The following is a 26,337-nucleotide window of genomic DNA, read 5'->3' as shown; positions in this document are numbered from 1 at the left end:
TCCCACCATCCAACATCATTGCTTATTATTTAATATACATCCATGAATAATCTACATCTTATGAAAATCTTCTCTACTATATATGGTTTCTCCTTTTTTTATTCTTTCGATTTTCTTTGTGGATATAATTTGCTTTAGTGCTACTCTCTTTATCCTTATAATCTTTGGTCTTGTTTGTCCTTTTTCCTTTTTTTGATTGAGCTTCATTTTTAGTTTTATTATATTTATCTGATTTTTTATTCTCTTTTTCTTCCTTTTCTTCATTTGTATCTTTAAATTTGCTTTTGCTAATCGTCATTCTTATACCTTTTTCTATTACACTCAATGTGCCTCTATCCTTTGGTGTAATAAAAGTAACAGCCACACCCCTTTCACCAGCCCGACCTGTTCTACCTATCCTATGTATGTAGCTTTCTGTGTCCTGTGGAATATCATAATTAAATATATGGGTAATTCCTTCTATATCTAAGCCACGGGCAGCAACGTCTGTGGCAACAAGAAATTGAATTTCTGCTTTTCTAAAGGACTTCATAACCCTTTCCCTTTTCGCTTGGGTTAAATCACCGTGTAACTCATCACTTTTAAAGCCCTGTCTAATTAACCCTTCGTTTAATGCCTTTGCACGTCTTTTAGTTCTACAAAAAATAATAGCTAAAAAGGGACTATATTCATTTAATACACTAATAAGGGCTTTTTGCTTGCTCCTATCAGTAGTTTCAATTACCTCTTGCCTAATTTCCTTCAAGGTTATGCTTGTGCCCTCTACAGAAACCTCTGTTGGTTTACTCATATATTTATTTGCTAGCTTTCTTATTTCTGGAGGCATCGTTGCAGAAAAAAACGCTGTCTGCCTATTGTGGGGAGTGTGGGATATTATAGCTTCAACATCATTTAAAAAGCCCATATCCAGCATTTGATCTGCTTCGTCTAAAACTAATATTTTTAGTTTGCTTAAGCTTAAACTGCCTCGTCTTAGATGATCAAGTAATCTTCCTGGTGTTGCAACCACACAATGAACATTATTTTTAAGCCTTCTCAACTGTTTTTCTACATCTTGCCCTCCATAGGCTGCTAATATATTAAACCCTTTAACATCAGCTAGTTTTTCTGCCTCTGACATTATTTGAATTGCAAGCTCACGTGTAGGAGTCACTATAAGGGCCTGTAGAGAGGAGTTATCCTTTTCCATAAGCTTCATAATTGGCAATAAAAAAGAAAGAGTTTTACCTGTTCCTGTTTGTGCCTTAGCTATTACATCCCTACCCATTAATAGCTCTGGTATTGTTTTACACTGTATGGCTGTGGGTTCAATAATTCCATTAGCTTTGAGCTTTTCAACATATTCTTGGTCAATATCTAGTTTAATAAAATCTTTTTCCATTTATTCGGCTCCTTTTCATTAGCTATTTAAAATCAAAGCATTATCCTTTCTAACTTGTAATATGCTGTTTTTTTAAGCATCATTAAAAAACCTAATATAATGCTTTTATTTAGTATTGCATTTTTTATTATATATTAATGGATTTTATTTTGATATAATTAATTGTGTTAAATGAATCTAGTGTTATGTGATGTATGTAAGAATGGAGGTATGCCATGTTAACATATTTTATTACTGCAGCTATAGGATACTTTTTCGGTTGCTTCCAATCCTCCTATCTTTTAACTAAAGCAATTAAAAAGGTAGATATTCGTAGCCTGGGAAATGGCAATGCTGGTGCTTCTAATACAGTTGTTTCTTTGGGTTGGAAATATGGGATTATAGTAGGTATTTTAGATATATTAAAGGCTATTCTATCTCTTTATTTAATCAAATATTGCTATAATGAAGGTATTATTTTACAAGATAATTTACAGCTTGCATCCCTATTGTACTTAAATGGTCTTTTTGTAATATTAGGTCACAACTATCCATTTTATATGGGCTTTAAGGGAGGAAAGGGTACAGCCCCTTTAGTTGGAATGCTATTGGCAATAGATTTTACAATTGCAATTGTATGTATTTTATCAATTATTATTGTTACAGTTGTAACTAATTATATAGCTCTAGGAACCATTAGTCTAGTAATTGTTTTTGTTATTATGAGCATTTATTTAGATTATAGTGCTTTTTCTATAGCTATAGCTATAATAATTGCTTTAATGAGTATATATAAGCACATCCCAAATATTAAAAGCATTAAAAAGGGCAAGGAGATTGGATTAAGAAAGGTAATAAATAAGTAGGCTTCCTATAGACTTTTTTCCTGGAGTTACGTAATTATAACTGTAATGGGAAGGTATAATAAAACAAGTTTTTTTTATTAGGAGGTGAAAACTTATGGTATTATATGCAGCAATTCTTGAAACAATTGATCCTAAAAAGGATGCAGAGCTTTTAACAGTGCATAAGGCTTATTTACAAAAATATATTGATGATGGAAGGATTTTTGCAAAGGGACCCTTTACTGATCACTCTGGTGGTTTAGTTATATATAAGGCATCCTCCTTTGAGGAAGCAATGGAGCTTGCAGAAAATGATCCTGCTGTTTTACACAAGTCTCGTAGGCTAACATTAAAGGAATGGAGAAGTAATATCGAATAGAGGTTTTTTAATTTACTATTATATACCTGTATATATTATTGAAAAAAAAGCTTCCCTTACTTTCTATAATAGAGTATAATAATTTAGTTTTAGAAATTCCTTTAAAGTTATTGAGGAGCTGAACAATAGTATATGAACTCAAAATATATTTACTTAATATTCACTAGAACAGGCACATGGCTTTCTAAGACTATTCATGCTATAGACAGGGCTAAATATGTTCATACCTCCATATCCTTCGACTATAATTTTACAAAAATGTACTCATTTGGACGTACTAATCCCAATAATCCATTTTCAGGTGGTTTTGTTGAGGAAAACATACTTGATGGAGTCTACAAGCGATATCCCTTTAGTAAATGCTTAGTATATAGAATTTCTGTTACAGAAAATCAGTATAATGCTTTATTAGATGAAGTAGAAAAATTTACAAAGGAAAGGGAGAAGTATAAATACAACCTTTTAGGGTTATTTGCTGTTATGTTTAACAAGCCCTTCAAGAGAAGATATCATTATTTCTGCTCCCAATTCGTTTCTGAGCTTTTAATCAAGGGTAATATTTATAGTAGCAATAAACCTCCAGAGCTGATAAAAACAAATGATTTGTTTCTAATTAATAATGCTGAGGTGTTTTTTGAAGGCTTAATATGCCAGTATGGAAAATTTAATGCTGTTTATCAATTGTCAGATGGTCTTACTACTGAACCAATAGGTTTAAATACAAAGGAAGCACTAAATTCTATTTAGCTAACTGCAATAACCCGTCCTTAAGTAAAAGCTAAAGAGACGGGTTATTGAATATAGCTGATTTTATAATTATCTTAAGTAAGTTTTTCATACAAATACCTTGAAGCTTCTTTAATATTTTTTTGACTTAAGATAGCGGATACCACAGCAGCTCCATCTATTCCTGTAGTCTTTACAGCTTCAATATTATGCTTATTGATTCCACCTATTCCTATCACCGGTATTGATATGGTCTTTTTTATATTTCTAAGGTTATCTAGTGTAACTTCCCTAGTGTCCTCTTTTGTACCTGTGGGAAAAAGTGCTCCTACCCCTATATAGTCTGCACCTTCCATTTCAGCTTTTTCAGCTTCCTCAAGGGTGGCGGCAGATACACCTAAGATTTTACTATCTCCTATTAATTTCCTAACTACTCTACATGGTAAATCTTTTTGTCCCACATGAACTCCATCTGCATTTAGAGCAACTGCTATATCTATTCTATCGTTTATAATAAGGGGTATATTGTATTTTGCAGTAAGCTCCTTTACTTTTAATCCTAGCTGGTAAAATTCTAAAGCAGTAGAATGCTTTTCCCTAAGCTGAATAAGTGTAACTCCACCTAATATAGCTTCTTCTATACTATGAATGAAGGATTTCCCCCCTAATATAGTTCTATCGGTTACTAGATACAGCCTGTAATCTATATTAATTTGCTTCATGTATTTTTTCTCCACCACCAATCTCTTCAATAGAAAACCTACTAATATAATCCATTAATTTAACTCTATAGGTACCTATGTCCTCCAGCTGATTATATGCCTTTTCACCAGATGCAGCCATAATTACAACACCTAATATTGCTCCATATAAATATGACTCCTTAGCCCCACAGCATAGCCCAATTAATGAGGTTGTCATGCAACCAGTTCCTGTAATTTTGGTAAGTCTTTCGTGGCCGTGGTTTATATAATAGGTTTTTCTACCATCAGAAACAATATCTATTTTTCCAGTTATTGCAATTATACATTTTAGAGTTTTAGCTAAGGATTCAGCAATTTCTCTACCACCTGCCATTGTATCGTCACTAGAATCAACTCCCCTAGTTAACGACTTTACACCATATATGTTTTTTATTTCTGACATATTTCCCCTCAATACAGATATTTTAACCTCTGCTAATATCTCCTTTATGGCTTCACTCCTAAGGCTTGTTGCACCCACCCCTACAGGATCTAGTATAACAGGTATTCCTAGCTGATTGGCCTTTTTGCCAGCTTTAATAAATGCTTCTATTTTATTATGGTTTATGGTACCTATATTTAAGACTAAAGAAGATGCTATAGACACCATTTCCTCAACCTCAATTGGGTCATCTGCCATGACTGGTGCTCCCCCCAATGATAAAACAACATTAGCACAGTCATTTGCAGTTACATAATTTGTAATATGATGAACAAGTGGTTTATCCATTCTAATTTTCTTTAATATACTTGTAAATTCTTTATGCATTATACTCATATAAACTCCTCCTTAACTAAAGATTTAGTCCTGATTTTTTATATAGTTCATAAAAATGATGGGTTGGTCCAACCCCTTTACCTATAGAAAAGGAATGCTTAATGGCTGTTGTAATATATTTTTTTGCCTCCTTAACCGACTCAGTAAATCCTAGTCCCTTAGCTATATTTGAGGCGATTGCAGATGATAAGGTACAGCCTGTGCCGTGGGTGTTTTTGGTTTTAATTCTTTCAGACGGAAGGACCATAAAGCTTGAGCCATCATATAATAGGTCTGTTGCTTCTCCCTCCAGGTGACCTCCTTTAACCAAAACATACTTAGGTCCCATTTTGTGGATTATTGTAGATGCCTCCTTAATCTCTTTGAGGCTATTAATTTTTATACCTGTTATAGCCTCTGCCTCCATTAGGTTAGGGGTTACAATAGTTGCTAAAGGTAGCAAATTCATTATTAAGGAGTTTTTAGCATCAGACTGTAGTAAATGATACCCGCTTTTTGATATCATTACTGGATCCACCACTATATTATTGACAGAGTATTTCTTTAGCTGTTTTGCAATTGCTTCTATAGTTTCTATTTGAGATACCATTCCAATTTTTACTGCGTCCACGGTTATGTCATCAAATATTGCCTCTAGCTGTTGAATGATTAATAGTGGTGAAATATCCTGAACAGCAAATACACCTTTTGTGTTTTGAGCTGTAACAGCTGTTATAACACTCATTCCATAAACCCCATGGGCTGAAAAAGTTTTTAAGTCTGCCTGTATACCTGCTCCACCACAGCTATCTGAGCCAGCAATTGTTAATACTTTTTTCATCATATCTACATACCTCCATTAAAGTCTTTTATGGGCTTTAGCTTTATTAGTATTTTAAGTATTATAACCCCCAATAACACCCCCACTACGGCACTAGCTGAAAACGGAATTACAAAGAAAAACATTGCTACTTCTCTTCCCATGAATAATTTAGCAACTGGGTAGGATATTAATGCTCCAATAATTCCTGTACCAATTACCTCTCCAAGCATGGCATATAGGTGCCTTTGGGTTTTCTTGTAGAGAACTGCGGCTAAATAAACCCCTATCATGCTTCCTGGGAAGGCCAAGAGTGAACCTACCCCTAATATGTTTCTCAATAAAGAAATTACAAAGGCTATTGCTACTCCGTAGGCTGGCCCTAATATAGTGGCAGCAAGCATATTTATTGCATGTTGAACCGGAAAAGCCTTAGCTACCCCAATAGGTACATACAATAGATGGGCACTTACAACACCAATAGCAATTAATAGGGCAGATAATGTCACTTTTTTGATTTTCAACTGATACCATCCCCTTCTTAAAATAATAAAATAAAAACACATAACCTAATGGAAATGTGTTTTAAACATAATATTATGCTTTATAAGTACACCTTCCCTCCGCTGGTATTATCCAGATCAGGTAATTGGGGATCAAGAACATCATAGGGTTCTTATCTCAGTTGGCCTATCCAACCCTCCCAGTGCTTTAATTTATTTATTTACTATAGTATTATAGTAGCATAATTATATTTAGTTTACAATTAATATAGCTTTATAACTATTGTGTATTTATGTCTGCATTTTCTAATACAAAAGATATAAGCTGATTATTGAAGGGAAGCTTTTTATTTACATAAATACTACGACCCTCAATTGAATAGCAATTAAAATCATAAATATACGTTGGCTTTCCCACCTTAACTGATGGTTGCATATATAATACTCAACAATTTGTCTTATTTGCTACATCAATAGTTAAACTGTTTTGTGACTGTTTTAATAAAACTTCAAGTGCTTTTTTAGTTAGCATACTACACTCCTCCTATAACATTAAGTCTTCTAATATTTACATTATAAGTAGAGGGAGTACAATTGGTGCAACAAATAAGTAATCATAATTGTTTTCTACTATTATATTTATATTGATACTTTTTATTCTATGATTTATAGGTAAATCTACTTATTAATCTTTGTAAATCAATTGCAAGCTTTGATAAGGATTCACTAGAGTTTGCAATTTCCTGTAAACCTGCTGTTTGCTCTTCAGAAGATGCTGATACTTCTTCTGCACTTGCTGCATTTTCCTCTGAGATTGCTGAAAGACTTTGTAATGTCTCCATAATACTGTTTTTCTTTTCATCCATTTCCTTTCCTAGCTCACTAACCATTTGGGCTCTTTCTTTTGATTGCTGAATAGCACCTGCTAATTTTTCAAATACTTCTCCTGTTAAGTTAACTGCTCTGTTTTGTGATATCATAATTTCACCGACAGTTTCAACGCTCTTTACTGCATCCAATGACTTTTCTTGAAGCTTCTTGACAACTTCATCTATCCTATTAGTGGACTTAGCAGATTCTTCAGCCAGCTTTCGTATTTCATCTGCCACAACTGCAAAGCCTTTTCCTGCCTCACCTGCCCTTGCTGCTTCTATAGCTGCATTAAGTGCCAATAGGTTTGTTTGGTCTGCAATTGAAGCTATTGTTGTACTGGCAGAATTTATCAGACCTGCATTTTCATTTGTCTCCTTAATAACATTGTAGATATTATCGGTTGCACGTTTGCTTAACTCAGTTTTATCTAGTAGGTCCTTCACAATATCTAATCCATTATCTTTAAGCTCTTCTGTACTCTCTGTTGCAGTAAGCATTTCTTTAGATGACTTAATTACATTTTCTATATTACCTGCTAGTTTTGTTGATTCCATTGCTCCTTCTTCTGTTTCCTTTGCTTGTTCACCTGCTGACATGGCTATTTCTTCTATTGCTCTTGCTACCTCATTTGCTGCCGCTGAGGATTGTTCTGAGGTTGCAGTAAGCTGTTGTGATACAGCTGCTACATTTGTAGAAGCTAAATCTACCTCTTCAACAAAAACCCTTAAATTATTAATAACCGTTTGAAAGCCATTGGCTAGTGTTCCTATTTCATCTTTTCTCTCTTTATACTGTTTTTCTATATCAGTAGTTATATCTAGGTTAGCAATTTTTTCCGAATAACCTGTCATTGCAACAATGGGCTTTGTTAAAGACTTACCCAATATTGTAGCTATAATTATTCCTAATACTATTGCAGCTAAGGTAGTTATCGTTAAACTAACTCTGATGGAATTTAATCTTTCCGTAATCTCAGTAGACATTGCCCCAGCAGCAACAGACCACCCATTATATTTTAGTGGAGCAAAGCCCATATACCTTTCAGTACCTTGATACTCGTAGCTACCCACTCCTTTTTCTCCTTCAGTCATTCTTGCTAATACTTGAATTAAACCAGCAAATTCTGGGTCATCCTTTAAATCCTGTAGGTAATTAACCTGATTCATTACTAATTCAGTATCCTTATGTCCTATAGTTGTTCCATTTCTGTCTATAATATAACCATACCCTGTCTTACCTAATGTTATCTCACTAGCTATATTACTTAGTTCCATACCATCTGCTAATCCCACCAGTACTCCTACAATCTCATTATTGTTTAATATAGGTACAGCAATTGCTACAACAATTGAATTGTCTATCTTACTAACTATTGGTTCAGATACAGCAGCTTCTCCTGCTTTAGCCTGCTTAAAATAATCTCTATCAGCAATTTTCACAGTTTTTCCATTGGAGCTTCTCATATTACCATTTAAATCTGCTATACCCATCTCGTTAAAGCCTTGGTTTTCTACTTCTCTTTGAAGGATGGGTAGCTTTTCTTGCCACTCTATAAGGGGTTGATTAATAGTGTTTATACTGGCAACCACCTCTAGGGGAGCTATGTAGGCTTCAAGCTTGTTTTCTATAATTTTAACTACATCCTCTGCCTTACTCATTAAAGCAGCTTCTATTTCATCCTCTAATGCCCTAGAGGCAGCTATATAGCTTAATAATCCAAGTCCAATAGATACCACCAAAATTAATAGGGTTATACTAATAATCAATTTTGAACTTAGCTTTTTCATTTGATCTCCTTCTTTCTTTGTAATTATTTAAGCACCCATAGGGGTGCATAAATATAAAGTATACTACTTTATTATTTCGGCACCTGGCAATCATAGAAAAAAATGCTTCCTTAGATCCAAAGCTTTGCGTCCCCTCCTTTCAGAAGGTTTGCCCTTATCGAAATATTAATATATATAACAGCTGTTTTATGGTGATATATATATCCTTCTAAAACATCTTCAAACACAATTTTAGTAAAATAGGCCTATTTTTTCACCAATTTTCTATAAATTTAGACAAAATTCTCCCTGTGTTTTTTAATATATAGGATTTTCTTCTAATTTACAATTAGTAAAATATTCTATTTTAGGATATAATTAAAGGGCAATTGTTATATAAAACAGATTTAACAGGATGTGATATTTTGGAGAGCTTTATAAAGGAGCTAATGTCCTTAAAGGTAATTGAAAAGGAGGAAATTAGTAGGCTAAGAAGATACATAGAGCTAAAATACCCCCATAGTAATGCTAAAAAGAGGGCTGAGATTCTTGGAAATGCTATTTTAGGAATACTGGATAAAAGCTTAGTCGGGTTTCCCATTCAATATCGTCCACTAATAAAAAGAAAACTATTATCACAAGGACTTTTTACTAGTCAAGAGGGTATTTTTTTCAATGACATACTAGAGGCTACTCTTTCATTAGATGTTAAGGATGATGATTTCTTTAGCTGTGTTTCTCTATGGGTCAATTGCTATGTAAGTACTCCTATTAATACACAGACTATTAAAGAGTATCAATATAAAAGAAGCATAGATGATAATTCTAGTAGATTTGTATATACCAATGTATTGGATAATTCTACTGGAGACGGTAATTACGATTTGGCTAAAGGGCTTCCCCTTTATATGGAAAGGCTATTGAAGCTTAAGGACTTCAAAAAATATAGATTTGTTTTCTTAATATTAAGTGTTTTGATTATATTAGCAATTGAACAACAGGCTGCTTCTGAACCTAAAGCAGATAGGTTGCCAGAGCCACCAGTTATCGAAGAGGTTGTTATACGCAAATACACCCACCTACCAGAAAATTTTTATTATAAGGATATAGACGGTTTTAAGCTTAAGGCCTATTTAAGAACCCGCAATTCTATATTAGTTGAAGAGCCATACTTTTCATCTATAATTGAAGTTTCAAGGGAATTTCAATTGAATCCATTAATTCTATTTGCCATTGCTGGCCATGAGCAAGGCTTTGTTCCAAAAGACCATCCTTCTGCAACAAAAATTGCAAATAATCCCTTTAATGTATTTAATAGCTGGCAAAGCTATAACACTGATATTTCAGATTCATCTGCTATAGCTGCACGTACTGTTATAAACCTATCAAAGGATCGACCTCAAGATGTCGACCCCTTTAAGTGGATTAATAGAAAATATGCTGAGGATAAGAATTGGTGGAAGGGTGTTTCCTCGATATACAGGCGTTTGGAAGCAGAGGTACAATAACATATAGCAACTGTTTATTGATGAAGTGTTTTTATATAATTTATGTAATCTCTAAAGAAACAGGACAATGATCGCTACCTAGTATATCACTATGTATTTGTGCCTCATTTACTTTATCCTTTAACCTTTCTGATATAATAAAGTAATCTATTCTCCAGCCTGTATTCCTCTCTCTAGCTTTACCCATATATGACCACCATGTATAGGCCCCTTCCTTTTCTGGATAGAGAAGCCTAAAGGAATCTACGAAGCCTTCATTTAATAATTCTGTGATTTTAGTCCTTTCTTCTTGGGTGAAGCCTGCATTTAGTTTGTTGGTTTTAGGATTTTTTAAATCTATTTCTTTATGGGCGACATTAAGGTCTCCACATAGTATTACTGGCTTTTTTGAATCCAGTTCTTTTATATATCCTCTAAAGGCGTCCTCCCATGAGATTCTATAATCTAGCCTTAATAAACCTCTTTGGGAGTTTGGAGTATAAACATTAACTAAATAAAAATCCTCATATTCTAAGGTTATTACTCTTCCCTCTTGGTCGTGCTCTTCAATGTTAAGTCCATAGCTCACCGCAATAGGCTCTATCCTAGTAAAGATAGCTGTGCCTGAGTAACCTTTTTTTACTGCATAATTCCAATATTGGTGATAACCCTCAAGTTCCAGCTCGATTTGTCCTTTTTGAAGCTTTGTTTCTTGTAGACAAAAAATATCTGCATCTGCCTCTTTAAAATAATCAATAAAGCCTTTACCAACACAAGCCCTTAGGCCGTTTACATTCCACGATATTAATTTCATAGCATTTCCTCCATAACTATATTATTCTAGTTTTTCTTAGCTATCATTTCTATTTCCACCTCAGCCCCTAGAGGAAGTGATGCAACACCTATGGTTGTTCGGGCAGGATAGGGGCTAGTAAATTGTTTTTCATACACCTCATTCAGGGCTCTAAAGTTATCCATATTAGTTAAAAACACATTTACCTTAATTACATGCTCTGGTTTTAATCCAGCTGCATCTAACACATTAAATAGATTTATAAAGCACTGCTTTGTTTGAGCTGATATATCTCCCTCAACTAGCTTCCCTGTATTTGAATCTATAGGGGTTTGTCCTGACAAATATAATGTTTCCCCTGCATCAATTGCATGGGAGTAAGGTCCTACTGCTATTGCACCCTTAGCATTTATTGCTTTTCTTGACATATATAAAACTCCCTTCATAATACTCTTTTTCAATATACCCTATGTTAAAGCTTTGAAACCTTAGGTTGGTGTTCCAACAACAATTCCAAACCATGAAACCTTCCCACACTCTTCAAAGCCGCATTTTGTGGCTAATCCCCTTGACTTATTATTGCCGTTTACTATTTGAAGATATGGTATTTTTCCAGCCTCAATAATCTTATTTGTTAAATCAAGGGCTACATCTATTCCATAGCCTTTTTTGCGATGTTTTTCTTTAGTATACATAATTCCCATTGAATTATCTTCATGGACAAGACACCAGCATACAATTTCATCCTCTACATATATAGCAGATGAGGGCCTTTCAATAATATTTCTTTTAATTGCCTCTAAGCTTCCTTTATGTCTGTACTCATATAGCTGATCAATCACCTCTACATCCTTAATAAGAACATTTTGTGGTGTGTTTTTTATTAAATCAATGTTTACCTTATTATCCTTTAGCCAATATAAGGTGCATGGGTTTTCCCAATCAGCTGTGAGTTTAGTCTTTATTTTATCTGCTATCCCTGCTTCGACTCCAGAAAAACCATAATAGCCGTCGGTAAAGAAGCCATCTAACTTATCAATAAAGTTATTGTCTTCAGTGTAAATGTAATGGAAATAATTCCTTTTCACTAAAACCCCATTTGGTTTTTGTAGGTTGTCTACATATACTTCTACCTCTGGTAGGTTATTTATAATTCCAATAATATTTAAGGTAATTGGCATATTCCTACTTAAAAATTCCATAACTAATTGTTTATTATTGATTCTTAGTAGCATAACCTTATCTCCTTTTTCTCATTACTAATAGCTTATGTCTATAAATTCTACTTTATAGTTTCTATATCCTGCTATAACTTTTTTGAAGCTTTAAAAACTACAAAAGAGTCAGTTTTTCTGACTCCTTTGTATAAACAAGCTACTATTCACTAAATTCATTATAGTTAGTATTGTAATAATGAAGAACGGCTTCTATTTCACTAACTAGGTTGTCATATCCTCCTTTAAACTTAAGTCTAAAATAAAGGCTCCTAAGAAGGTTCTTAATATTTACTTTTGAATACTGTTTATCTGGAAAATTTGCTGGTAATTCTATATCTTTAAATCTTACTATCCAATCTTTAACCTCTTCATTGCTTAATTTTTTTCTGTCAAGTATTTTAACTATAGCCGTTACAAGCCTTTCTGGTTCTTCATTTATGTAAACATAATTATGTATGGAGCACTTTAGCTTAATTAAATCTAATATTTCCATTAATTCCATATCATTTAAGTAGTTACATGCTCCTAGTTCTGTAAGTGCATCACCTGAATGGGCTATAGCATGGGCCCAGCCCTTAACATCTACATATCCCCTTAAATCCTTCTCATTTTTAACGTATTTAATTATTTGATTGAAGATATCACTCATCTCTTTTTCGTCAATTAACTCTTCTCCAAAGCTATTATGATAATCAATTATAATGCCTACTATAAGAATAGAAAATGCCCTATTAAATACAGAATCATCATTTTCAGTTCCTAGCTTATAAAACAAATGCTCCTCACTTAATGCCATTGCTAACAGCTGTTTTAAGCATTTTTTAGAAAGCTTCTTCTCATAAACAAGATTGTAAAACCCTGTGAGTATTAAGTCATCCCTCAATACAGGGTCTATTGCCCCAATATTTTTCATCATTTCTAAGGCAAGCCCATCTAAATCTACATCTTTAGGAAAACTCCATTCATTTTCACTTATCCTTAAAAGCTCATTTTTTAACTTGATTATCTCTTCCATTTTTTTGTCCCCTTTACTATTGATTTAATAAACATATTTTTTTTTAACGACCCCTTAACCAGCTTACAACATAATTCATTTCAGATGATAGCTTCTTATTTTGTGGTACTAATGCCCAACTCCCTGTTTCTCCCAACTCCTTCATGGTCATTTCAAAATGACACATGGCTATACCAATATCTATCCTCTGTATATCAAAGCCCAAGGCTTTACCATAGCCTAATGTGTGGCTTATGTAAAAATGACATCCGTCATCTGTCTTTAAAACTCTCCAAGGCTGCTTATTAGATGCAGAAGGGGCAACTCTTACCATTTCTAATGCCACATAATACTGCTCAGCAGCTTCCTTCTTTAATGGTGTATTAAAGTTTTCATGGAAAAATACTTCACTCCATTCCTTCCTATTATTAGAGCCTGCTGCAAACCTCATAAATGAGTCTATAGTTCTTTTTTTTGATGATGGAAAACCAATAGGGGTAACTATAGGTAATATTTCATTTTCTTTAAGTTGAATAATTTTTTCAAAGCCACTTCTTTTAAAGGTTCCACCTAACCAACAGGTTCCCAACCCTAAGGAAGTTGCATATAAAATTATTTTTTCTAATGTATAGCCCAATTGCTCTAAGTTATAATCTTTATTCTCTACAGCTGCTGCAATATAACCTTTAGCCCCCTTAATTACTCCGTATGTCCCTACTTTATCTCCTAATTTTTCAATAGCATGAAGGTCATCAATTAGCTTAAATCTAACCTTAACATCAAAGGGACCCTCCACTTCATTGCAATACTTCATTAGCTTACTAACTGTTTCTACATTTAGTTGTTGGTTTTCATAGGTTCTGACCGATATTCTGTTTTTTATTATTTCTGTTATTGGTTTGTCAAAAAATTTATATCCTATTTCTTTATTCACTTAATATCCTCCCTCTTTAAATCAGTCATAAATAAAACTAAACCATTCACTGTGTAAAAACTCACGGCTGCAATTTCTTGTTGCCTCTTCATAGGTTAGTTTCTTACTACTATTAATTATATTTCTAAAGTAGTTTAATACATTATTAATTTCCTCTTTAATTCTATTCTCCCCTTTAATGGTTAGTCCATGGGCTGGTATAAATATGTGTTTAGTGTATTTACTTAATTTTTCTGTTGACTCATATTGTAGCTTCACTCCCGCCAAATCTACACATGGTAATAGTGGTTTTCCTTCATTTGAAAACATTAATTCATCTCCAATATGTAGATATCTACCATCTATATCTATTAGGATACCACATATTGAGTGTCCAGGAAATGGTATCATTGTTATTTTATGCTCCCCAAACTCAATCTCCATTTTGTCTTTAACAATAATATCTGGAGTGAAATACTTATGTTCTTCTGGCTTTGTCCACCTATCTAATGTAGTTTTATACTGACTACTTCCATAGACCGTAGCCTTTGGTAAAACCTTTAATCCATTCATATGATCATCATGGAAATGCCCTATTATTATTGAATCAATAACTTGTTCTCTAGCTTTCAGATCCTCCAATACTTCTAAAGCTTGATATTCATAGGCGGTATCAATCAACATTACTTTATTACCATGTATTAAAGCTAAAATTTTATTACCAAAATGCTTTCCTTCTTCAGGCTCAAAAATATATTCTACCAAATCCTTTGTTATTTCATTTCTAATCATTGTAGTTCCCCCTATTTATACTTAATTCTCATATATTTATTATAAAAGTTTCAGTATGTCAGTCATTTTCCAAAGAATTTATTACTTTTTTGATAAATAGTTTTTTATGTTGTCTAACACCTTATAAGATAGCCTAGCCTTAGCTTGTTTTGTCCAACCTGCCACCTTATCTGTATAAATAACATTTTTTTGTTTCTTTAACTCATTATAATTGTTTTCCATCGCAGCCTTATCAAATATTGCATAGTTTTTTTCATCCTTTATCCATTCCTTAAAGGCTTTAACATTAAATGTAGGGCCTAAGGAGGTATTTATTAATATTTTACCACTACCAAATAATTTGAACTTATCTGCATCTATAAGTTTTGTATTTCTAGGTAAGTGAGTGGATAAAATATCTACCGTTTTTAATAATCCTTCTAATTCTAAGTATTCTACACCTATTTTTTCTATGTTTACTTTTCTTGTTCTATTATAATAATAAACCTCCATCCCAAACATTTTTGCTGTTTTAGCAAGCATTTCTCCTAATGTTCCTAATCCAATAATTCCTAATTTTTGATTAGTTAACTCTAATGCTTCTTCCCTCCATTGATGATTTTCAAAACCATGTAATAACCTAATTAGTTCACTAAATATAAACTCTATAACTCCTTCATCTCCATAATCTTTGACACCTAAAACTGTAATACCCTTATTTTTTGCCTCTTTTATGTCAACATTAGCACTTTCTTCATCATATAAGCTACAACACATACCTATGTATTTTATTGAGCTACATGCTTCTATTACCTCTTTATCTATTGCTGTATTCCATGAAACTAAAACACAATCAGCATCACCTATTCTTGAGATAATCTCTGGCTTTTCTGTAGGAAAATCTTCATAGAAAACTATATCGTTGGCTAATTTCCTTAGTTCCTCCTTTACCTCTGGTATTAAGCCAGTATTGTCTATTGATACAATTTTATTAAATTTCATTATTACGCCTCCCCACAAGCTGTTTATTATATTAATTTATATATCTATTACTAATCAATGTAATCTAATGGGTATTGGAGTAAAGCATTTCTATATGGGGTATTCCGTCCTCTAAGTATTCTTCGGAAACCACCTTAAAGCCTAAATCTTGATAGGCCTTTACAAGATATTTTTGAGCAGAAATACGAACTTGAGATTTACCCATAGTATCCTCTATATATCTTAAACCCTTAGACATTAGATTTTTAGCAATACCTCTACCTCTATAATCTTGTACCACAAGTACCCTACCTATGGAAACCTCATTATAGGATATTCCTTCGGGTATAATTCTTAAATAGCCTATTATTTTATTCTCTTCTTGAGCGAAAAGGTGAAAAGAAGCTTGATCTTTATCATCACACTCATGATATGGACAATTTTGCTCTACGACAAAGATATTAACCCTAACCTTTAAGATTTCATATAGTTCATAAGTTGATAATTCTTTAAATTTCTTAATGTGAATATCCATACTATCACCTGCTTTTTATTTGTTAGAATCTTTCAATAACCTAATACTTTTATTCTACAATAATACAATTTCTCTAAATATACTTGTTTTCCTTTAAATTAATCTTAATAGATATTACACAAAAGTTTTTAAAATCAATAAAAGGATCCCAAATGGAATCCCTTATTTTTCTTTTTTTCTTTTTCTACCCTTAAAGCTATTGCCTGTTAACAGCCTTTTATTATCTAGCATTTCTTCATTGTCTATAGCACCAATGTCTCCAGCTAATTCATAATTCATTTCATTGAAAAAAGCTTCATCAGCATGACTTTTAACGGGATTTTTTATTTTCTTGGGTTTTTTAAATTTCACTTTTTTCACCTCTTGTTTATTTTTATATTCTTTTTAGCTATTAATTCTAGGTAAATTCTGGTAAAAAAAGTTCACAAAATAAAAGTTGAGTATTTCTTCATAATACTCAACATTTATTTTGAATTTATTATATTTTAGGGAAAGTTGCAGTTAGCTTAAACAAGTCTCCATCAATATTTATTTCCATTTTACCATTTTGGAGTTCTATAAAGCTTTTGGCTATAGACAGTCCTAAACCAGAACCTTCTGTATTTCTAGATTTATCACCTCTAGTAAATCGTTCTGTGATTTCTGTAGGATCAAAATTCATTTCATAGTTGGAAATATTTTTAAATATAAAGGATACTTCTTTTTCATTTTCTTCTATATTAATATATACACGTGTGTTTACCATAGAGTATTTTATTATATTGCTCATTATATTCTCAAAAATTCTATAGGTCCTCTTGCCATCAAGATAGCATATTGTCTTTTCTGGTAGAGTATCTACTTTAAACTGTAGCCCACTAGAGTTAATTTTTTCTTCCATTTCACCTAGTGTTTGTCTAAATAAGGCTATAATATCTACCTCTTCTAAGTTAAGTTCAATATTACCGCTATTTGCTTTACTTGCTTCAAATAAGTCCTCAATTAGATACTTCAATCGATTTGATTTTTTATCCAATACTTCAATATATTCTTTTTGCTTATTTAAACTTAAGTCCTCATTTTTCAATAAATCTATATAAGTTATTATGGATGTAAGCGGTGTTTTTAAGTCATGTGATACATTTGAGATTAGCTCTGTCTTCATTTTCTGACTTTTTATTTCCTTATCAACTGCCAACTGAAAGCCTTCCCTAATATTGTTTAAATTTTTAGCTATAGGACTCAAAACACCAATATTTTCTTCAAGCTTTATATCAAAGCTACCTTCTGACAACTGTAAACTTGCAATATTAATAGCCTTTACATTATTAATGAGCTTTGATAAATACTGAAATAAGAATATAGTATATGCTATTGATAGAATATATCCAAAAAATTGAGTAGAGGCTATCATCCATAGTGCCAATAGGTTTACCCCTAATATTAACACTAATTTTCTATAAACATCTTTATTTAAATCAATTTCCATTAAACTTTTTACTATTTTTTTTAAGTACCTTAAAACATGTAGAGAAATTCTACCTGTAATACTGTTTTCTATTAGACCCTTTTTAATTCCCTTATGATATATATATTTCGTATATGCAATAGATAAATATAGAAGAACAAATATTATTATGGTTATTGGTATACCAATTATATAGAAATACTCATTTGCATCATAAATTATGTCTACCATAGTAAATATTTTAGAGCTATTATCTATTAATATAATACTACCTGCACTACAAGCTAAAGCAATTAACCAAATTATAATCTTAAATTCTAAGAATAACTTATTAAACAACCTTGAAATAGAAAGCTCACTTTGTAGACTGTAAGGCATTATAAAGGTTATTATAGTTAAAAGGATACTTGCTATAGCTCCAATGGCAATAATTAATAGTAAATAATCTGGGTTAGCAAAGTAATATTTCATATTCTGAGTAACCATATCATTATAGTTCTTGAAATCTATTGGTACAAAATATAAGATTTGCATATTTGCATATTTCTTTTTTATCTCATCATTGTATTGCAAACGATTTATAAATACATCTTTATCAAACCTATTAGGTGCCTCTAATTTTGAAACATTTCCTTCTTCATCGAACATAATATGTAAATAAAACAGACTGTCTTTTGCTTCTTCCTCACCTATACTATTATCTATATTTGTTATTGTAATATCTTTATCATAACTCTTTATAAAATAATTGATACTTTCGATATCTTCAAATCTTGAATCATGCCATCCATTCCCATTTATTTTTGATTGATTATAACTAGTTATTCTAGTTAGTGTACGTAAGAAATCATAACTCTCTAAATACTCAGCAGTATTGTTATATGGTGAAAACATATAATCCTTTAAAGGAGGAAAACTAGCAACTGCAGAAACTGATATAACAACTATGATTAGTATCATTATCAATGAAAAAGGTGTTCTTTTACTCTTTGTTGTTTCCTTGATTAAAGTTTCTTTATCATTGTTTTTATAATATGTTTCTTCATTTAAATCTTCTTTTTTGTTTACCTTATTGTTGGAATTTGTATCCAATTCCCCACACCACCTTTAAATATTTTGGTTCCTTTGGATTTATTTCTATTTTTTCACGAATTCTCCTTATATGAACTGTTACGGTATCAGGATTATAAGCAGGCTCCCTCCATACCTTTTCATATATTTCCTCAATTGAAAAAACTCTATTGGGATTACTCATAAGAAGATGTAATATTTTATACTCAAGTGGAGTGATTTTTACCTCCTCACCATCAACCAGCAAGGACCTACTATCATGGTTTAGCTCAATTCCTCCTATTTTAATGGTATTTTCCTTTGATACCATAATACTAGAGTAATTTGTATATCGTCGCAAACTTGAATTTACCCTTGCTAGTAGCTCCATTGGATTAAATGGTTTTGTAATATAGTCATCAGCTCCAATATTTAAACCCCATATTTTATCCATATCCTCCGATTTAGCAGATAGTATAATAATTGGTACAGGGCTTTTTTCTCTAATTTTAATAGTTACACTATTACCATCCAGTTTTGGCATCATTATATCTATTAAAATAAGATGAATATCTTCTTTTTCGAAAATCTCCAGTGCTTCCTGTCCATCATATGCTTTTAAAACATTGTAATTCTGATTTTTTAAATAAACCTCAATAGCATCTGTTATTTCTTTTTCATCATCAACAACAAGTATGTTATACATTCTTTAATCACTCCTAGGCCTATGGGAGATATCTCTTATAGTAATAATAGCATATAGTTTTTAAGAATTTACTACTATAAATCTTACAACATTCTTAAGAAGAGTAAAATAATTAACAATAAATAAATATAAAACTAATTAAAATATCCCCTAGCATTTTTCTTAATGTCTAGGGGATTAATAAGTCTAAGGTTTTTTACTGTTTTTCTATTACTCAGTCATAACATTTAATTCAACATATTTCCAATCTCCCTGCTTAAACAAAAAATAAGCCATTATACCTGAAACAATCGTTGATATGCTAATTGCTATCCAAACCCCTGTCGATTGAAGGTTAAAAATAAATGCCAGAGCATAGGCTAAAATTAATCTAATAAAAAGCCAACAGATTAGAGTAATACCAAAGGGTTTTTTTGTATAGCCTGCCCCCAGCATGGTACGAGATAGAATTATTGTTACAGCATGAAAGGGCTCTGATAAAGCTATAATATATAAAAACATTCTACCTATTCTTATTACCTCTGGATTTGGTTTATCTAAAAAAAAGCCAATAAGTGGTTCTGCAAAAATTGCTGATATTGCTGCAAATGACATCATTAAAATAGCACCTAGCGTAGCACATGCCTTTCCACTATCCTCTGCTCTATCCAGTTTTTTTGCACCTATATTCATTCCTGAAAGGGTAGCAGCAGCTGTTCCTACCGCTAAACCAGGCATTAATGCATATTGATTTAGGTTTGTACCAATAACAAAGGCTGGTACAGCAGCAGTGGCAGAGGTAGTTCTTGCTAATATAGCAAAAATTATAAAAGTACTTATATTCCTTGTAAGACCCTGTAAAGCCGCTGGAAAACCTATGTTAATCATTTGCTTACCAATATTCCAATAGGGCTTAATCATATGGTTTACATTTATGTGAAGAACATGTTTACCACTTATTAAGGCACCCCATCCTAGTACTGTTCCTACTAGTCGTGACAAAGCAGTGCCAATAGCTGCACCCATAACACCCATTGCAGGAATGAACCAAATTCCAAAAATAAATATATAGTTAAAAAACACATTTGTTATATTCATAATTATATCTATTACTAAAGGGGTTTTTGTATCACCAGCCCCTTGGAATATTGATTTGGCCATAAAGTTCAGTAAAAAAAATGGAATAGATAAAAAGAATACTGTCATGTAATCCTTTCCTAAAACTAAAACATTATCACTGACTCCTAGTAATTGTAAAATTTCTTGGTTAAACAAAAGACCTGTAGGTATCATAAAAGCTGAGGCAATAAGGCAAAGAATAAAGGATTGACCAGCACTTTTTGAGGCACCTTCTCTATCTCCTTCTCCTATTGATCTAGCCACCATGGCAGTTGTACCAGTTGATATGGCAATTATTAAAATCATTATTAGCATAACAACGTTTGTTCCCGAGCCAACCGCTGCAATTGCATCTACACCAAGTGAACCTACCATCTTCATATCTATTGTTCCAATAGACACATGTAGCAAAGATTGTAGCACTACTGGCCATGCAAGATATACTGCGTTTTTATATAGATTATCATTATTTAACAAATATTCTCTTCTTTTATCGTAGGTTAAGCTGTTCCCCATATTTGAATCACCCCTGTTAATCTATTATAACATTTCGGCATACTTATATCTAGAGTGTCGAAGAATATAATATGATATATTAATTATATATCCACCTAGAAGCTTCGAAGCAATGGCTGTTGGTTATAAAGTATATTATTATAAATTATGCAAAAACTAAGTAAAATACTTTTTAGGGGGTATCCACTATGGTGTTACAGCTAATTATGGAGTCATTGATATTGATTGTGTCAGGTATGCTTATTCTAAGGATTGCTGGTAGAAAATCTATTTCACAAATGACTATTGCACAAACCGTTGTTATGATTTCAGTTGGTGCAATTATTATACAACCAATTATTGAAGATAGTATTCAAAGAACAATTATTGCTGCTACTGTATTTGTTGTATTTATGATCTTTGTTGAATATCTTCAAGTTAAATTTGATTTCATTGAGAATTTAATAACAGGAAAAGCAAAGATTGTAATTGAAGATGGAATAATAGTAGAATCAAACCTAAAAAAATTAAGATTTACTGCCGATCAATTAGAAATGCGTCTACATCAGCAGGGGATTGCAAATATTAGTGATTTAAAGACTGCAACTTTAGAGCCTAATGGGCAGCTTGGTTATGAGCTAATGCCCCATGCTAAACCAGTAACTGTTGGAGATTCACAGCAAATGCTTGCTCCCTATATTCAACAGCAGGGTAATTCTCAATCAAATCCCAGCAACATTTTTACCGAAATAAGAGAAGTAAATCAAAATGAGATGCAATGATGTAGGACCCTTGCCCCCACTAGGACACATAGGCCCTCTGCATAACCATTATTATTGCTTTGTCTGTATCCTTCATTCCTTCATTTGATAATATTTGTAGGTTTTTAATGGTATCCTCTACCGTCTCAGCAATAAGTCCATTACCAGTTGGAACTATACGATTGTCGATAGCCAGCAGGGCTGCTTGTATTGCAGAAGCTACTGAAGTAGAAAGCTTTAGGGCACAGCCTACCTTTGCTCCATCACAAACAATACCACTTATATCTGCTAATATATTTTTTATAGCACCTTCTATATGGTGAATACTTCCCCCCATTAACCATGTTATGGCTACAGCTGCCCCTGTACCAGCTGAAACCCCACATCCACAAAGTACAGATAACCTTCCTATGTAATTTTTAATATAGCTGTTTATAATATGGCTCATTGCAATTGCTTTAGCAAGCTTGTCGTTAGAAACCTTGAATTTTTTACTATAGGCAACAATAGGTAATATCGCTGTTAATCCATTATTTCCACTGCCATTACTGCTCATTACAGGCATTTTTAATCCTGCCATTCGAGCGTCGGAGGCTGCTGCTGTTAATGCTCTTGCATAACTCATAAAATCGTTGGATAGAATACCTTTTTTAATATTTTTATTAAGGGTATAGCCTACCCCCATACCAGTGTTTTCATTTAGCCCTGCCATAGCCACCCTTTCATTCATGTAATAGCCCTCCAGCATAAAGTCTATTGACTTATGTGTTATTCTCTCAATAGCTTCTATAATTTCTCTTATCTTAAAAGTATATAGGGTATTTTCTTGCTTGGTATTTTTTACATTGGCACTGTTTTCTAACACGTTCTCTATTACTTTGCCATTACCTTCTGAGTAAACAAAATTATTATGCTTGTCCTTTATGATTACCCTGGATGAAGCACCTTTGCAATAAGCCCTAACATCAACATAAACCTTTTCTATAGTATCTTGTATTTGCAGTTTTATTTTTTTATCTTTAACTAATCTCTTGGCTATTTCTATTTGTTCCTCCTCTATGCAGTCTAAAACCTGAAGACCTTTAACACTGGCACCACCAATAAAACCTAGTGCCCCAGCTATCCAAAGTCCCACCTCGTTTGTAGGTGGTACTCCAACAGATAAACCGTTTTTGTATACATTGGGGCTTACCCTTATGTCTATATGGTCAATTTCAGTATTATTAATAATCTCTCTAGCCCTTGCGCAGGCCAAAGCCACAGCTACTGGCTCTGTACATCCTATAGCTGGCACTACTTCTTTTTTTAAGGTTTCTATAATTAAATCTTCTAATAGCATAATTTACCTCCATTTCAAGTTTGCTATTGTAGTATAAGTTGCAGTCTTTATAAAGAAAACTTAGTTCAGATGGAGTTTTAACTCCACCTGAAATCTAGTTGCACTTATTTCGAAGCTTGGCGGCACTTATCTCCCGCTTAAGAAGCGGGAGTGTTAGTAACACCGCTGAGATAAAGTCTAAAGCTAGGTTATATATCTAAGCTTCATTATTTATATATTTATTTTAGCAAATAATTAAGGATTTAACTATAAAGAAAACTTAGCTCTGGTTACTTTCTTGCTAAACGCCACATATCTCCCCCTTAAAAGCAGGAGTGTTAAAAACATGGCTGAGATAAATTATTTTCTCCATTTTTGTTTTATAGATATTACTTGGGTAAGTGATTAATATAACCAACATACAAAATAAGGAGGATGAAAAATGAGAAAAGAAGAACTAAAGGGAAAATGGAATCAGGTAAAGGGTGGCATTAAAGAAAAATGGGGTCAGCTAAGCGACGACACACTTTTAGAGATCGACGGAAATTATGAACAGTTAGTTGGAACCCTACAAGAGCTTTACGGTATTACAAAGGAAGAAGCTGAAAAACAAGTTAATGAAGTATTAGACTTGAATTAAAAATTATTTAGCCTCCAACTGGAGGCTATTATTATTTTAGCCGTATCCTTTTTACAAACTAGAATCTTATGGTTTTATCCCATGCTATAACCTCTTTACTTATTTTGGCTTTTACATAGTAGTATACACTTCTAAAATATAGATATATAAATAGCTGGCAGTATGTAAAGTATAAAATAAATCCTACCAGTATATTAATAGGAGTTGCAGTTTTTTCAACCACTTGGGCACTGAAAACCTGGGTAGTATAAACAAGATAGGACAAGTACCAAACAAATAAAAGAGGTGTTTTCATGTTTGGTGTAAAATAGCCTAATGTTCCAGCAATAAAAAAGCCATGTGAGGTTATAAGAAATAGCAAAAACACAATATACACCAGTATCTGTTGCATACTATGAACCAGCATTTTGCCTTTAAACAATTCTTTAGAGCTAAATACTTTTCCTAAAATATATAAGTTTCCTTGCAGCCATCTTGTTCGTTGTTTTATAAGTGTTTTTAGGTTTTCTGGCTCCTGCTCCCAACTTATTGCATCAGGTACAATAGGCAATAATAGACCCGAGCTAGTAATTCTTAGGGTTAATTCTGCATCCTCTGCTAGGGCATTAACATCATACTTTCCAATTTCCTGTATAACAGAACGTTTAACCAGCATGTTAGTTCCAGTTAAGGAGCCGGTTTTAAACAAAGCCCATCTTCCTGATTGCATTAATAATTGAAATACTTGAAATTCAATTGAAATCATTCTAGTTAGTATATTTTTACTTTCATTAATTGTTTTAACATATCCAACTGCACCAGCAGCACTTGGAGTATTTACTGCTGCTTCAACCAATAGCCTTAGTGCCTTTGGTTTAGGCTGGTTGTCAGCATCAAACACAATAAAATATTCCGAATTAGATATGCTTAGTCCATAGTTTAGTACTCTTGATTTACCTTTTGGTTCTCCTTTTGGTACTTTTATATGATATATATTGTTATATATGGCTACAAAGGCTTCAGTAATTTTACCTGTATTATCAACAGAGTTATCATTTAGAACATAAATATTTACCTTGCCAGGATAATCTAACTTAATTATTGCTTCTATAGTTTCTTTTATAACCTTTTCTTCATTATGGGCAGGAATTAGAACATCTACACTAGGGTAACTATCCAATGGCTTTGTTTTAGAGGGGTATAGTTTATACTTTAGGCCATATATAGTCAGTATTGAGTAGTATATTATAATTACTAAAAATACTATGGAGTTAATCATAAGAAATAGTGTCATGTGCCAATCACCTTTTTATCAGATAAGCCGATATATTCTATTTCAATTACCAAATCACTTTCCTGTAAATTAGTTTTAGACTTTATTTTAGACAAGTAGCGACTAAATGCTGTTTTCATTCCTTCTTCATCTGTATTTTGTAATAATAAAACAAAGCTATCATCATTCCATTTACCAACTAAATCATATTCCCATCTAAATACTATTAAAGCTAATGACGTTAGGGTTTCAAATAGTGAGGCTTTTACTATAGGACTTATGTTTTCTAATGAAAAGTAAAGAATATAACCCTCTTCTCCCCTTCTATCCATAGCCATTTTGATAATATTACTTCTTCTCTCAAACTCATGCTTTGTTAGTAGACGTGAATGTCCTACGTAGCTTTCAAGCTCATTTACAGTTTTTAGTAATATCTCATTATCTTTTTCCAGTTCCTTAGTCAAGTAAAAGAAAATGTAAATAGTTACTGTATTAAAAATAAATGCTAGATGATATAGAATTGCTTTCCTTTGAAGGGAAACCCCCTCTTTACTAATAAAAACAGTTATAAAGCATAGAATTCCAGTAATAAGCATAGCTGCTACTAATAATATAAAGCCCTTGTCTTTAGAGGTGATGCTGAAAAGTATACTTAGTACAATATAAATGAATATGGCTACAACTTCATTATTGGGCAATATGTGAGTAATAGTTATATAAAAAGCAATAAGTTGGACTATTTGTATTAGGGCAAGCCATTTAGATGTCTTCATTTTAATTCCCCTTTATGCCAGAAGAACAAGCTGTCTTTTATACTAATTATATAATAACCTGTGGCTTAATCCACTAGGTAAAATATGCATACCACCTGTTGTAGATTATTAATAACATGCATGGGTTTATATTAATTAAGTTACTGACTTTATATAAAGAAAACTTTGTTCAGATGGAGTTTTTACTCCACCTGTACTCTAGTTGCACTCATTTCGAAGCTTGGCGGCACTTAACTCCCGCTTAAGAAGCGGGAGTATTAGTAACGCCGCTGAGATAAAAAATATATTAAGTTTACTATTTACTGTGACTTTTGGGTTAAATGAAAAACTAAAT

General features: G+C 32.6%; 28 protein-coding genes and 2 riboswitches. Of the genes, 6 read left to right on the top strand and 22 right to left on the bottom strand.

Annotated features, from left to right (window positions below; genetic code table 11):
• Positions 1-76: 76 nt before the first annotated feature.
• Positions 77-1,381, bottom strand: a complete 1,305-nt coding sequence (locus tag F8154_RS12885) for a DEAD/DEAH box helicase (RefSeq protein ID WP_151862034.1) — start codon at positions 1,379-1,381, stop codon at positions 77-79.
• 215 nt (positions 1,382-1,596) lie between these two features.
• Here F8154_RS12885 and F8154_RS12880 point away from each other — a divergent pair, with 215 nt between their 5' ends.
• The 3 genes from F8154_RS12880 (at position 1,597) to F8154_RS12870 (ending at position 3,331) form a co-directional block, all read left to right on the top strand.
• Positions 1,597-2,226: a glycerol-3-phosphate acyltransferase gene (locus F8154_RS12880; protein WP_151862033.1), complete on the top strand. Its 630-nt coding sequence runs from the start codon at positions 1,597-1,599 to the stop codon at positions 2,224-2,226.
• A 94-nt stretch (positions 2,227-2,320) separates the two neighbouring features.
• A complete protein-coding gene (locus F8154_RS12875; protein ID WP_151862032.1) occupies positions 2,321-2,584 on the top strand; it encodes a YciI family protein in 264 nt (87 codons plus the stop codon).
• Positions 2,585-2,716: 132 nt separating this feature from the next.
• Entirely contained in the window at positions 2,717-3,331 is a 615-nt protein-coding gene (locus F8154_RS12870; protein ID WP_192930300.1) for a hypothetical protein, read from the top strand.
• A gap of 74 nt (positions 3,332-3,405) precedes the next feature.
• On the opposite strand, the gene thiE is transcribed toward F8154_RS12870, so the two are convergent.
• From thiE to F8154_RS12845, 6 genes are all read right to left on the bottom strand, one after another.
• On the bottom strand, positions 3,406-4,032 hold the full coding sequence (thiE, locus tag F8154_RS12865) for a thiamine phosphate synthase (RefSeq protein WP_151862031.1): 627 nt from the start codon (positions 4,030-4,032) through the stop codon (positions 3,406-3,408).
• Complete coding sequence (gene thiM / locus F8154_RS12860; RefSeq protein WP_151862030.1) at positions 4,019-4,831, bottom strand: hydroxyethylthiazole kinase; 813 nt, start codon at positions 4,829-4,831, stop codon at positions 4,019-4,021. Before thiM ends, thiE begins: the two co-directional genes overlap by 14 nt.
• Before the next feature lie 16 nt (positions 4,832-4,847).
• Positions 4,848-5,651, bottom strand: coding sequence for a bifunctional hydroxymethylpyrimidine kinase/phosphomethylpyrimidine kinase (thiD, locus tag F8154_RS12855; RefSeq protein ID WP_151862045.1), 804 nt, complete (start codon positions 5,649-5,651; stop codon positions 4,848-4,850).
• Positions 5,652-5,656: 5 nt separating this feature from the next.
• Positions 5,657-6,154: an energy coupling factor transporter S component ThiW gene (gene thiW, locus F8154_RS12850; RefSeq protein ID WP_151862029.1), complete on the bottom strand. Its 498-nt coding sequence runs from the start codon at positions 6,152-6,154 to the stop codon at positions 5,657-5,659.
• Positions 6,155-6,230: 76 nt separating this feature from the next.
• Positions 6,231-6,345: riboswitch (TPP riboswitch) on the bottom strand.
• Positions 6,346-6,413: 68 nt separating this feature from the next.
• Entirely contained in the window at positions 6,414-6,569 is a 156-nt protein-coding gene (locus F8154_RS15205) for a hypothetical protein (protein WP_192930299.1), read from the bottom strand.
• A gap of 223 nt (positions 6,570-6,792) precedes the next feature.
• The gene (locus F8154_RS12845; protein ID WP_151862028.1) at positions 6,793-8,793 is read right to left on the bottom strand and encodes a methyl-accepting chemotaxis protein; all 2,001 of its coding nucleotides are present in this window, start codon (positions 8,791-8,793) and stop codon (positions 6,793-6,795) included.
• A 75-nt stretch (positions 8,794-8,868) separates the two neighbouring features.
• Positions 8,869-8,956: riboswitch (cyclic di-GMP riboswitch) on the bottom strand.
• 241 nt (positions 8,957-9,197) lie between these two features.
• On the opposite strand from F8154_RS12845, the gene F8154_RS12840 reads away from it, so the two are divergent.
• Positions 9,198-10,280 (top strand): hypothetical protein, encoded by a 1,083-nt coding sequence (locus tag F8154_RS12840; RefSeq protein WP_243141253.1) that lies wholly within the window; start codon positions 9,198-9,200, stop codon positions 10,278-10,280.
• Positions 10,281-10,320: 40 nt separating this feature from the next.
• Here the strand turns inward: F8154_RS12840 and F8154_RS12835 are convergent, their stop codons facing one another.
• From F8154_RS12835 to F8154_RS12780, 12 genes are all read right to left on the bottom strand, one after another.
• Complete coding sequence (locus F8154_RS12835; RefSeq protein ID WP_151862027.1) at positions 10,321-11,073, bottom strand: exodeoxyribonuclease III; 753 nt, start codon at positions 11,071-11,073, stop codon at positions 10,321-10,323.
• Positions 11,074-11,099: 26 nt separating this feature from the next.
• Positions 11,100-11,480 (bottom strand): RidA family protein, encoded by a 381-nt coding sequence (locus F8154_RS12830; protein ID WP_151862026.1) that lies wholly within the window; start codon positions 11,478-11,480, stop codon positions 11,100-11,102.
• Positions 11,481-11,540: 60 nt separating this feature from the next.
• The gene (locus tag F8154_RS12825) at positions 11,541-12,287 is read right to left on the bottom strand and encodes a GNAT family N-acetyltransferase (RefSeq protein WP_151862025.1); all 747 of its coding nucleotides are present in this window, start codon (positions 12,285-12,287) and stop codon (positions 11,541-11,543) included.
• A gap of 142 nt (positions 12,288-12,429) precedes the next feature.
• Complete coding sequence (locus F8154_RS12820) at positions 12,430-13,284, bottom strand: DUF2785 domain-containing protein (protein WP_151862024.1); 855 nt, start codon at positions 13,282-13,284, stop codon at positions 12,430-12,432.
• Between the two features lie 43 nt (positions 13,285-13,327).
• Positions 13,328-14,197: a nitroreductase family protein gene (locus F8154_RS12815; protein WP_243141252.1), complete on the bottom strand. Its 870-nt coding sequence runs from the start codon at positions 14,195-14,197 to the stop codon at positions 13,328-13,330.
• A 21-nt stretch (positions 14,198-14,218) separates the two neighbouring features.
• Entirely contained in the window at positions 14,219-14,968 is a 750-nt protein-coding gene (locus F8154_RS12810) for an MBL fold metallo-hydrolase (RefSeq protein ID WP_151862023.1), read from the bottom strand.
• Between the two features lie 81 nt (positions 14,969-15,049).
• A complete protein-coding gene (locus F8154_RS12805) occupies positions 15,050-15,949 on the bottom strand; it encodes an NAD(P)-dependent oxidoreductase (protein WP_151862022.1) in 900 nt (299 codons plus the stop codon).
• 64 nt (positions 15,950-16,013) lie between these two features.
• A complete protein-coding gene (locus tag F8154_RS12800; RefSeq protein ID WP_151862021.1) occupies positions 16,014-16,463 on the bottom strand; it encodes a GNAT family N-acetyltransferase in 450 nt (149 codons plus the stop codon).
• Positions 16,464-16,625: 162 nt separating this feature from the next.
• Positions 16,626-16,814, bottom strand: coding sequence for a hypothetical protein (locus F8154_RS12795; protein WP_151862020.1), 189 nt, complete (start codon positions 16,812-16,814; stop codon positions 16,626-16,628).
• 127 nt (positions 16,815-16,941) lie between these two features.
• Positions 16,942-19,002: a sensor histidine kinase gene (locus F8154_RS12790; RefSeq protein ID WP_151862019.1), complete on the bottom strand. Its 2,061-nt coding sequence runs from the start codon at positions 19,000-19,002 to the stop codon at positions 16,942-16,944.
• Positions 18,980-19,666 (bottom strand): response regulator transcription factor, encoded by a 687-nt coding sequence (locus F8154_RS12785; protein ID WP_151862018.1) that lies wholly within the window; start codon positions 19,664-19,666, stop codon positions 18,980-18,982. The genes F8154_RS12790 and F8154_RS12785 overlap by 23 nt, the downstream gene beginning before the upstream one ends.
• Before the next feature lie 210 nt (positions 19,667-19,876).
• Positions 19,877-21,280, bottom strand: a complete 1,404-nt coding sequence (locus tag F8154_RS12780; RefSeq protein ID WP_151862017.1) for an MATE family efflux transporter — start codon at positions 21,278-21,280, stop codon at positions 19,877-19,879.
• 188 nt (positions 21,281-21,468) lie between these two features.
• On the opposite strand from F8154_RS12780, the gene F8154_RS12775 reads away from it, so the two are divergent.
• The gene (locus tag F8154_RS12775; protein WP_151862016.1) at positions 21,469-22,041 is read left to right on the top strand and encodes a DUF421 domain-containing protein; all 573 of its coding nucleotides are present in this window, start codon (positions 21,469-21,471) and stop codon (positions 22,039-22,041) included.
• A gap of 19 nt (positions 22,042-22,060) precedes the next feature.
• Here the strand turns inward: F8154_RS12775 and F8154_RS12770 are convergent, their stop codons facing one another.
• Positions 22,061-23,359 (bottom strand): L-cysteine desulfidase family protein, encoded by a 1,299-nt coding sequence (locus F8154_RS12770; protein ID WP_151862015.1) that lies wholly within the window; start codon positions 23,357-23,359, stop codon positions 22,061-22,063.
• Between the two features lie 421 nt (positions 23,360-23,780).
• Between F8154_RS12770 and F8154_RS12765 the strand changes: the two genes are divergently transcribed.
• Entirely contained in the window at positions 23,781-23,978 is a 198-nt protein-coding gene (locus tag F8154_RS12765) for a CsbD family protein (RefSeq protein WP_151862014.1), read from the top strand.
• 58 nt (positions 23,979-24,036) lie between these two features.
• Here F8154_RS12765 and F8154_RS12760 read toward each other — a convergent pair whose 3' ends face one another.
• A complete protein-coding gene (locus F8154_RS12760) occupies positions 24,037-25,251 on the bottom strand; it encodes a glycosyltransferase family 2 protein (protein WP_151862013.1) in 1,215 nt (404 codons plus the stop codon).
• Complete coding sequence (locus F8154_RS12755) at positions 25,248-26,003, bottom strand: hypothetical protein (protein ID WP_151862012.1); 756 nt, start codon at positions 26,001-26,003, stop codon at positions 25,248-25,250. Before F8154_RS12755 ends, F8154_RS12760 begins: the two co-directional genes overlap by 4 nt.
• Positions 26,004-26,337 lie beyond the last annotated feature (334 nt).

It is taken from the genome of Alkaliphilus pronyensis (assembly GCF_009017275.1).
In the GTDB taxonomy this organism is placed as follows: domain Bacteria; phylum Bacillota; class Clostridia; order Peptostreptococcales; family Natronincolaceae; genus Alkaliphilus_C; species Alkaliphilus_C pronyensis.
The sequence above is the reverse complement of the archived record's forward strand: the minus strand, read 5'-3'. Positions and strand labels throughout refer to the sequence as shown.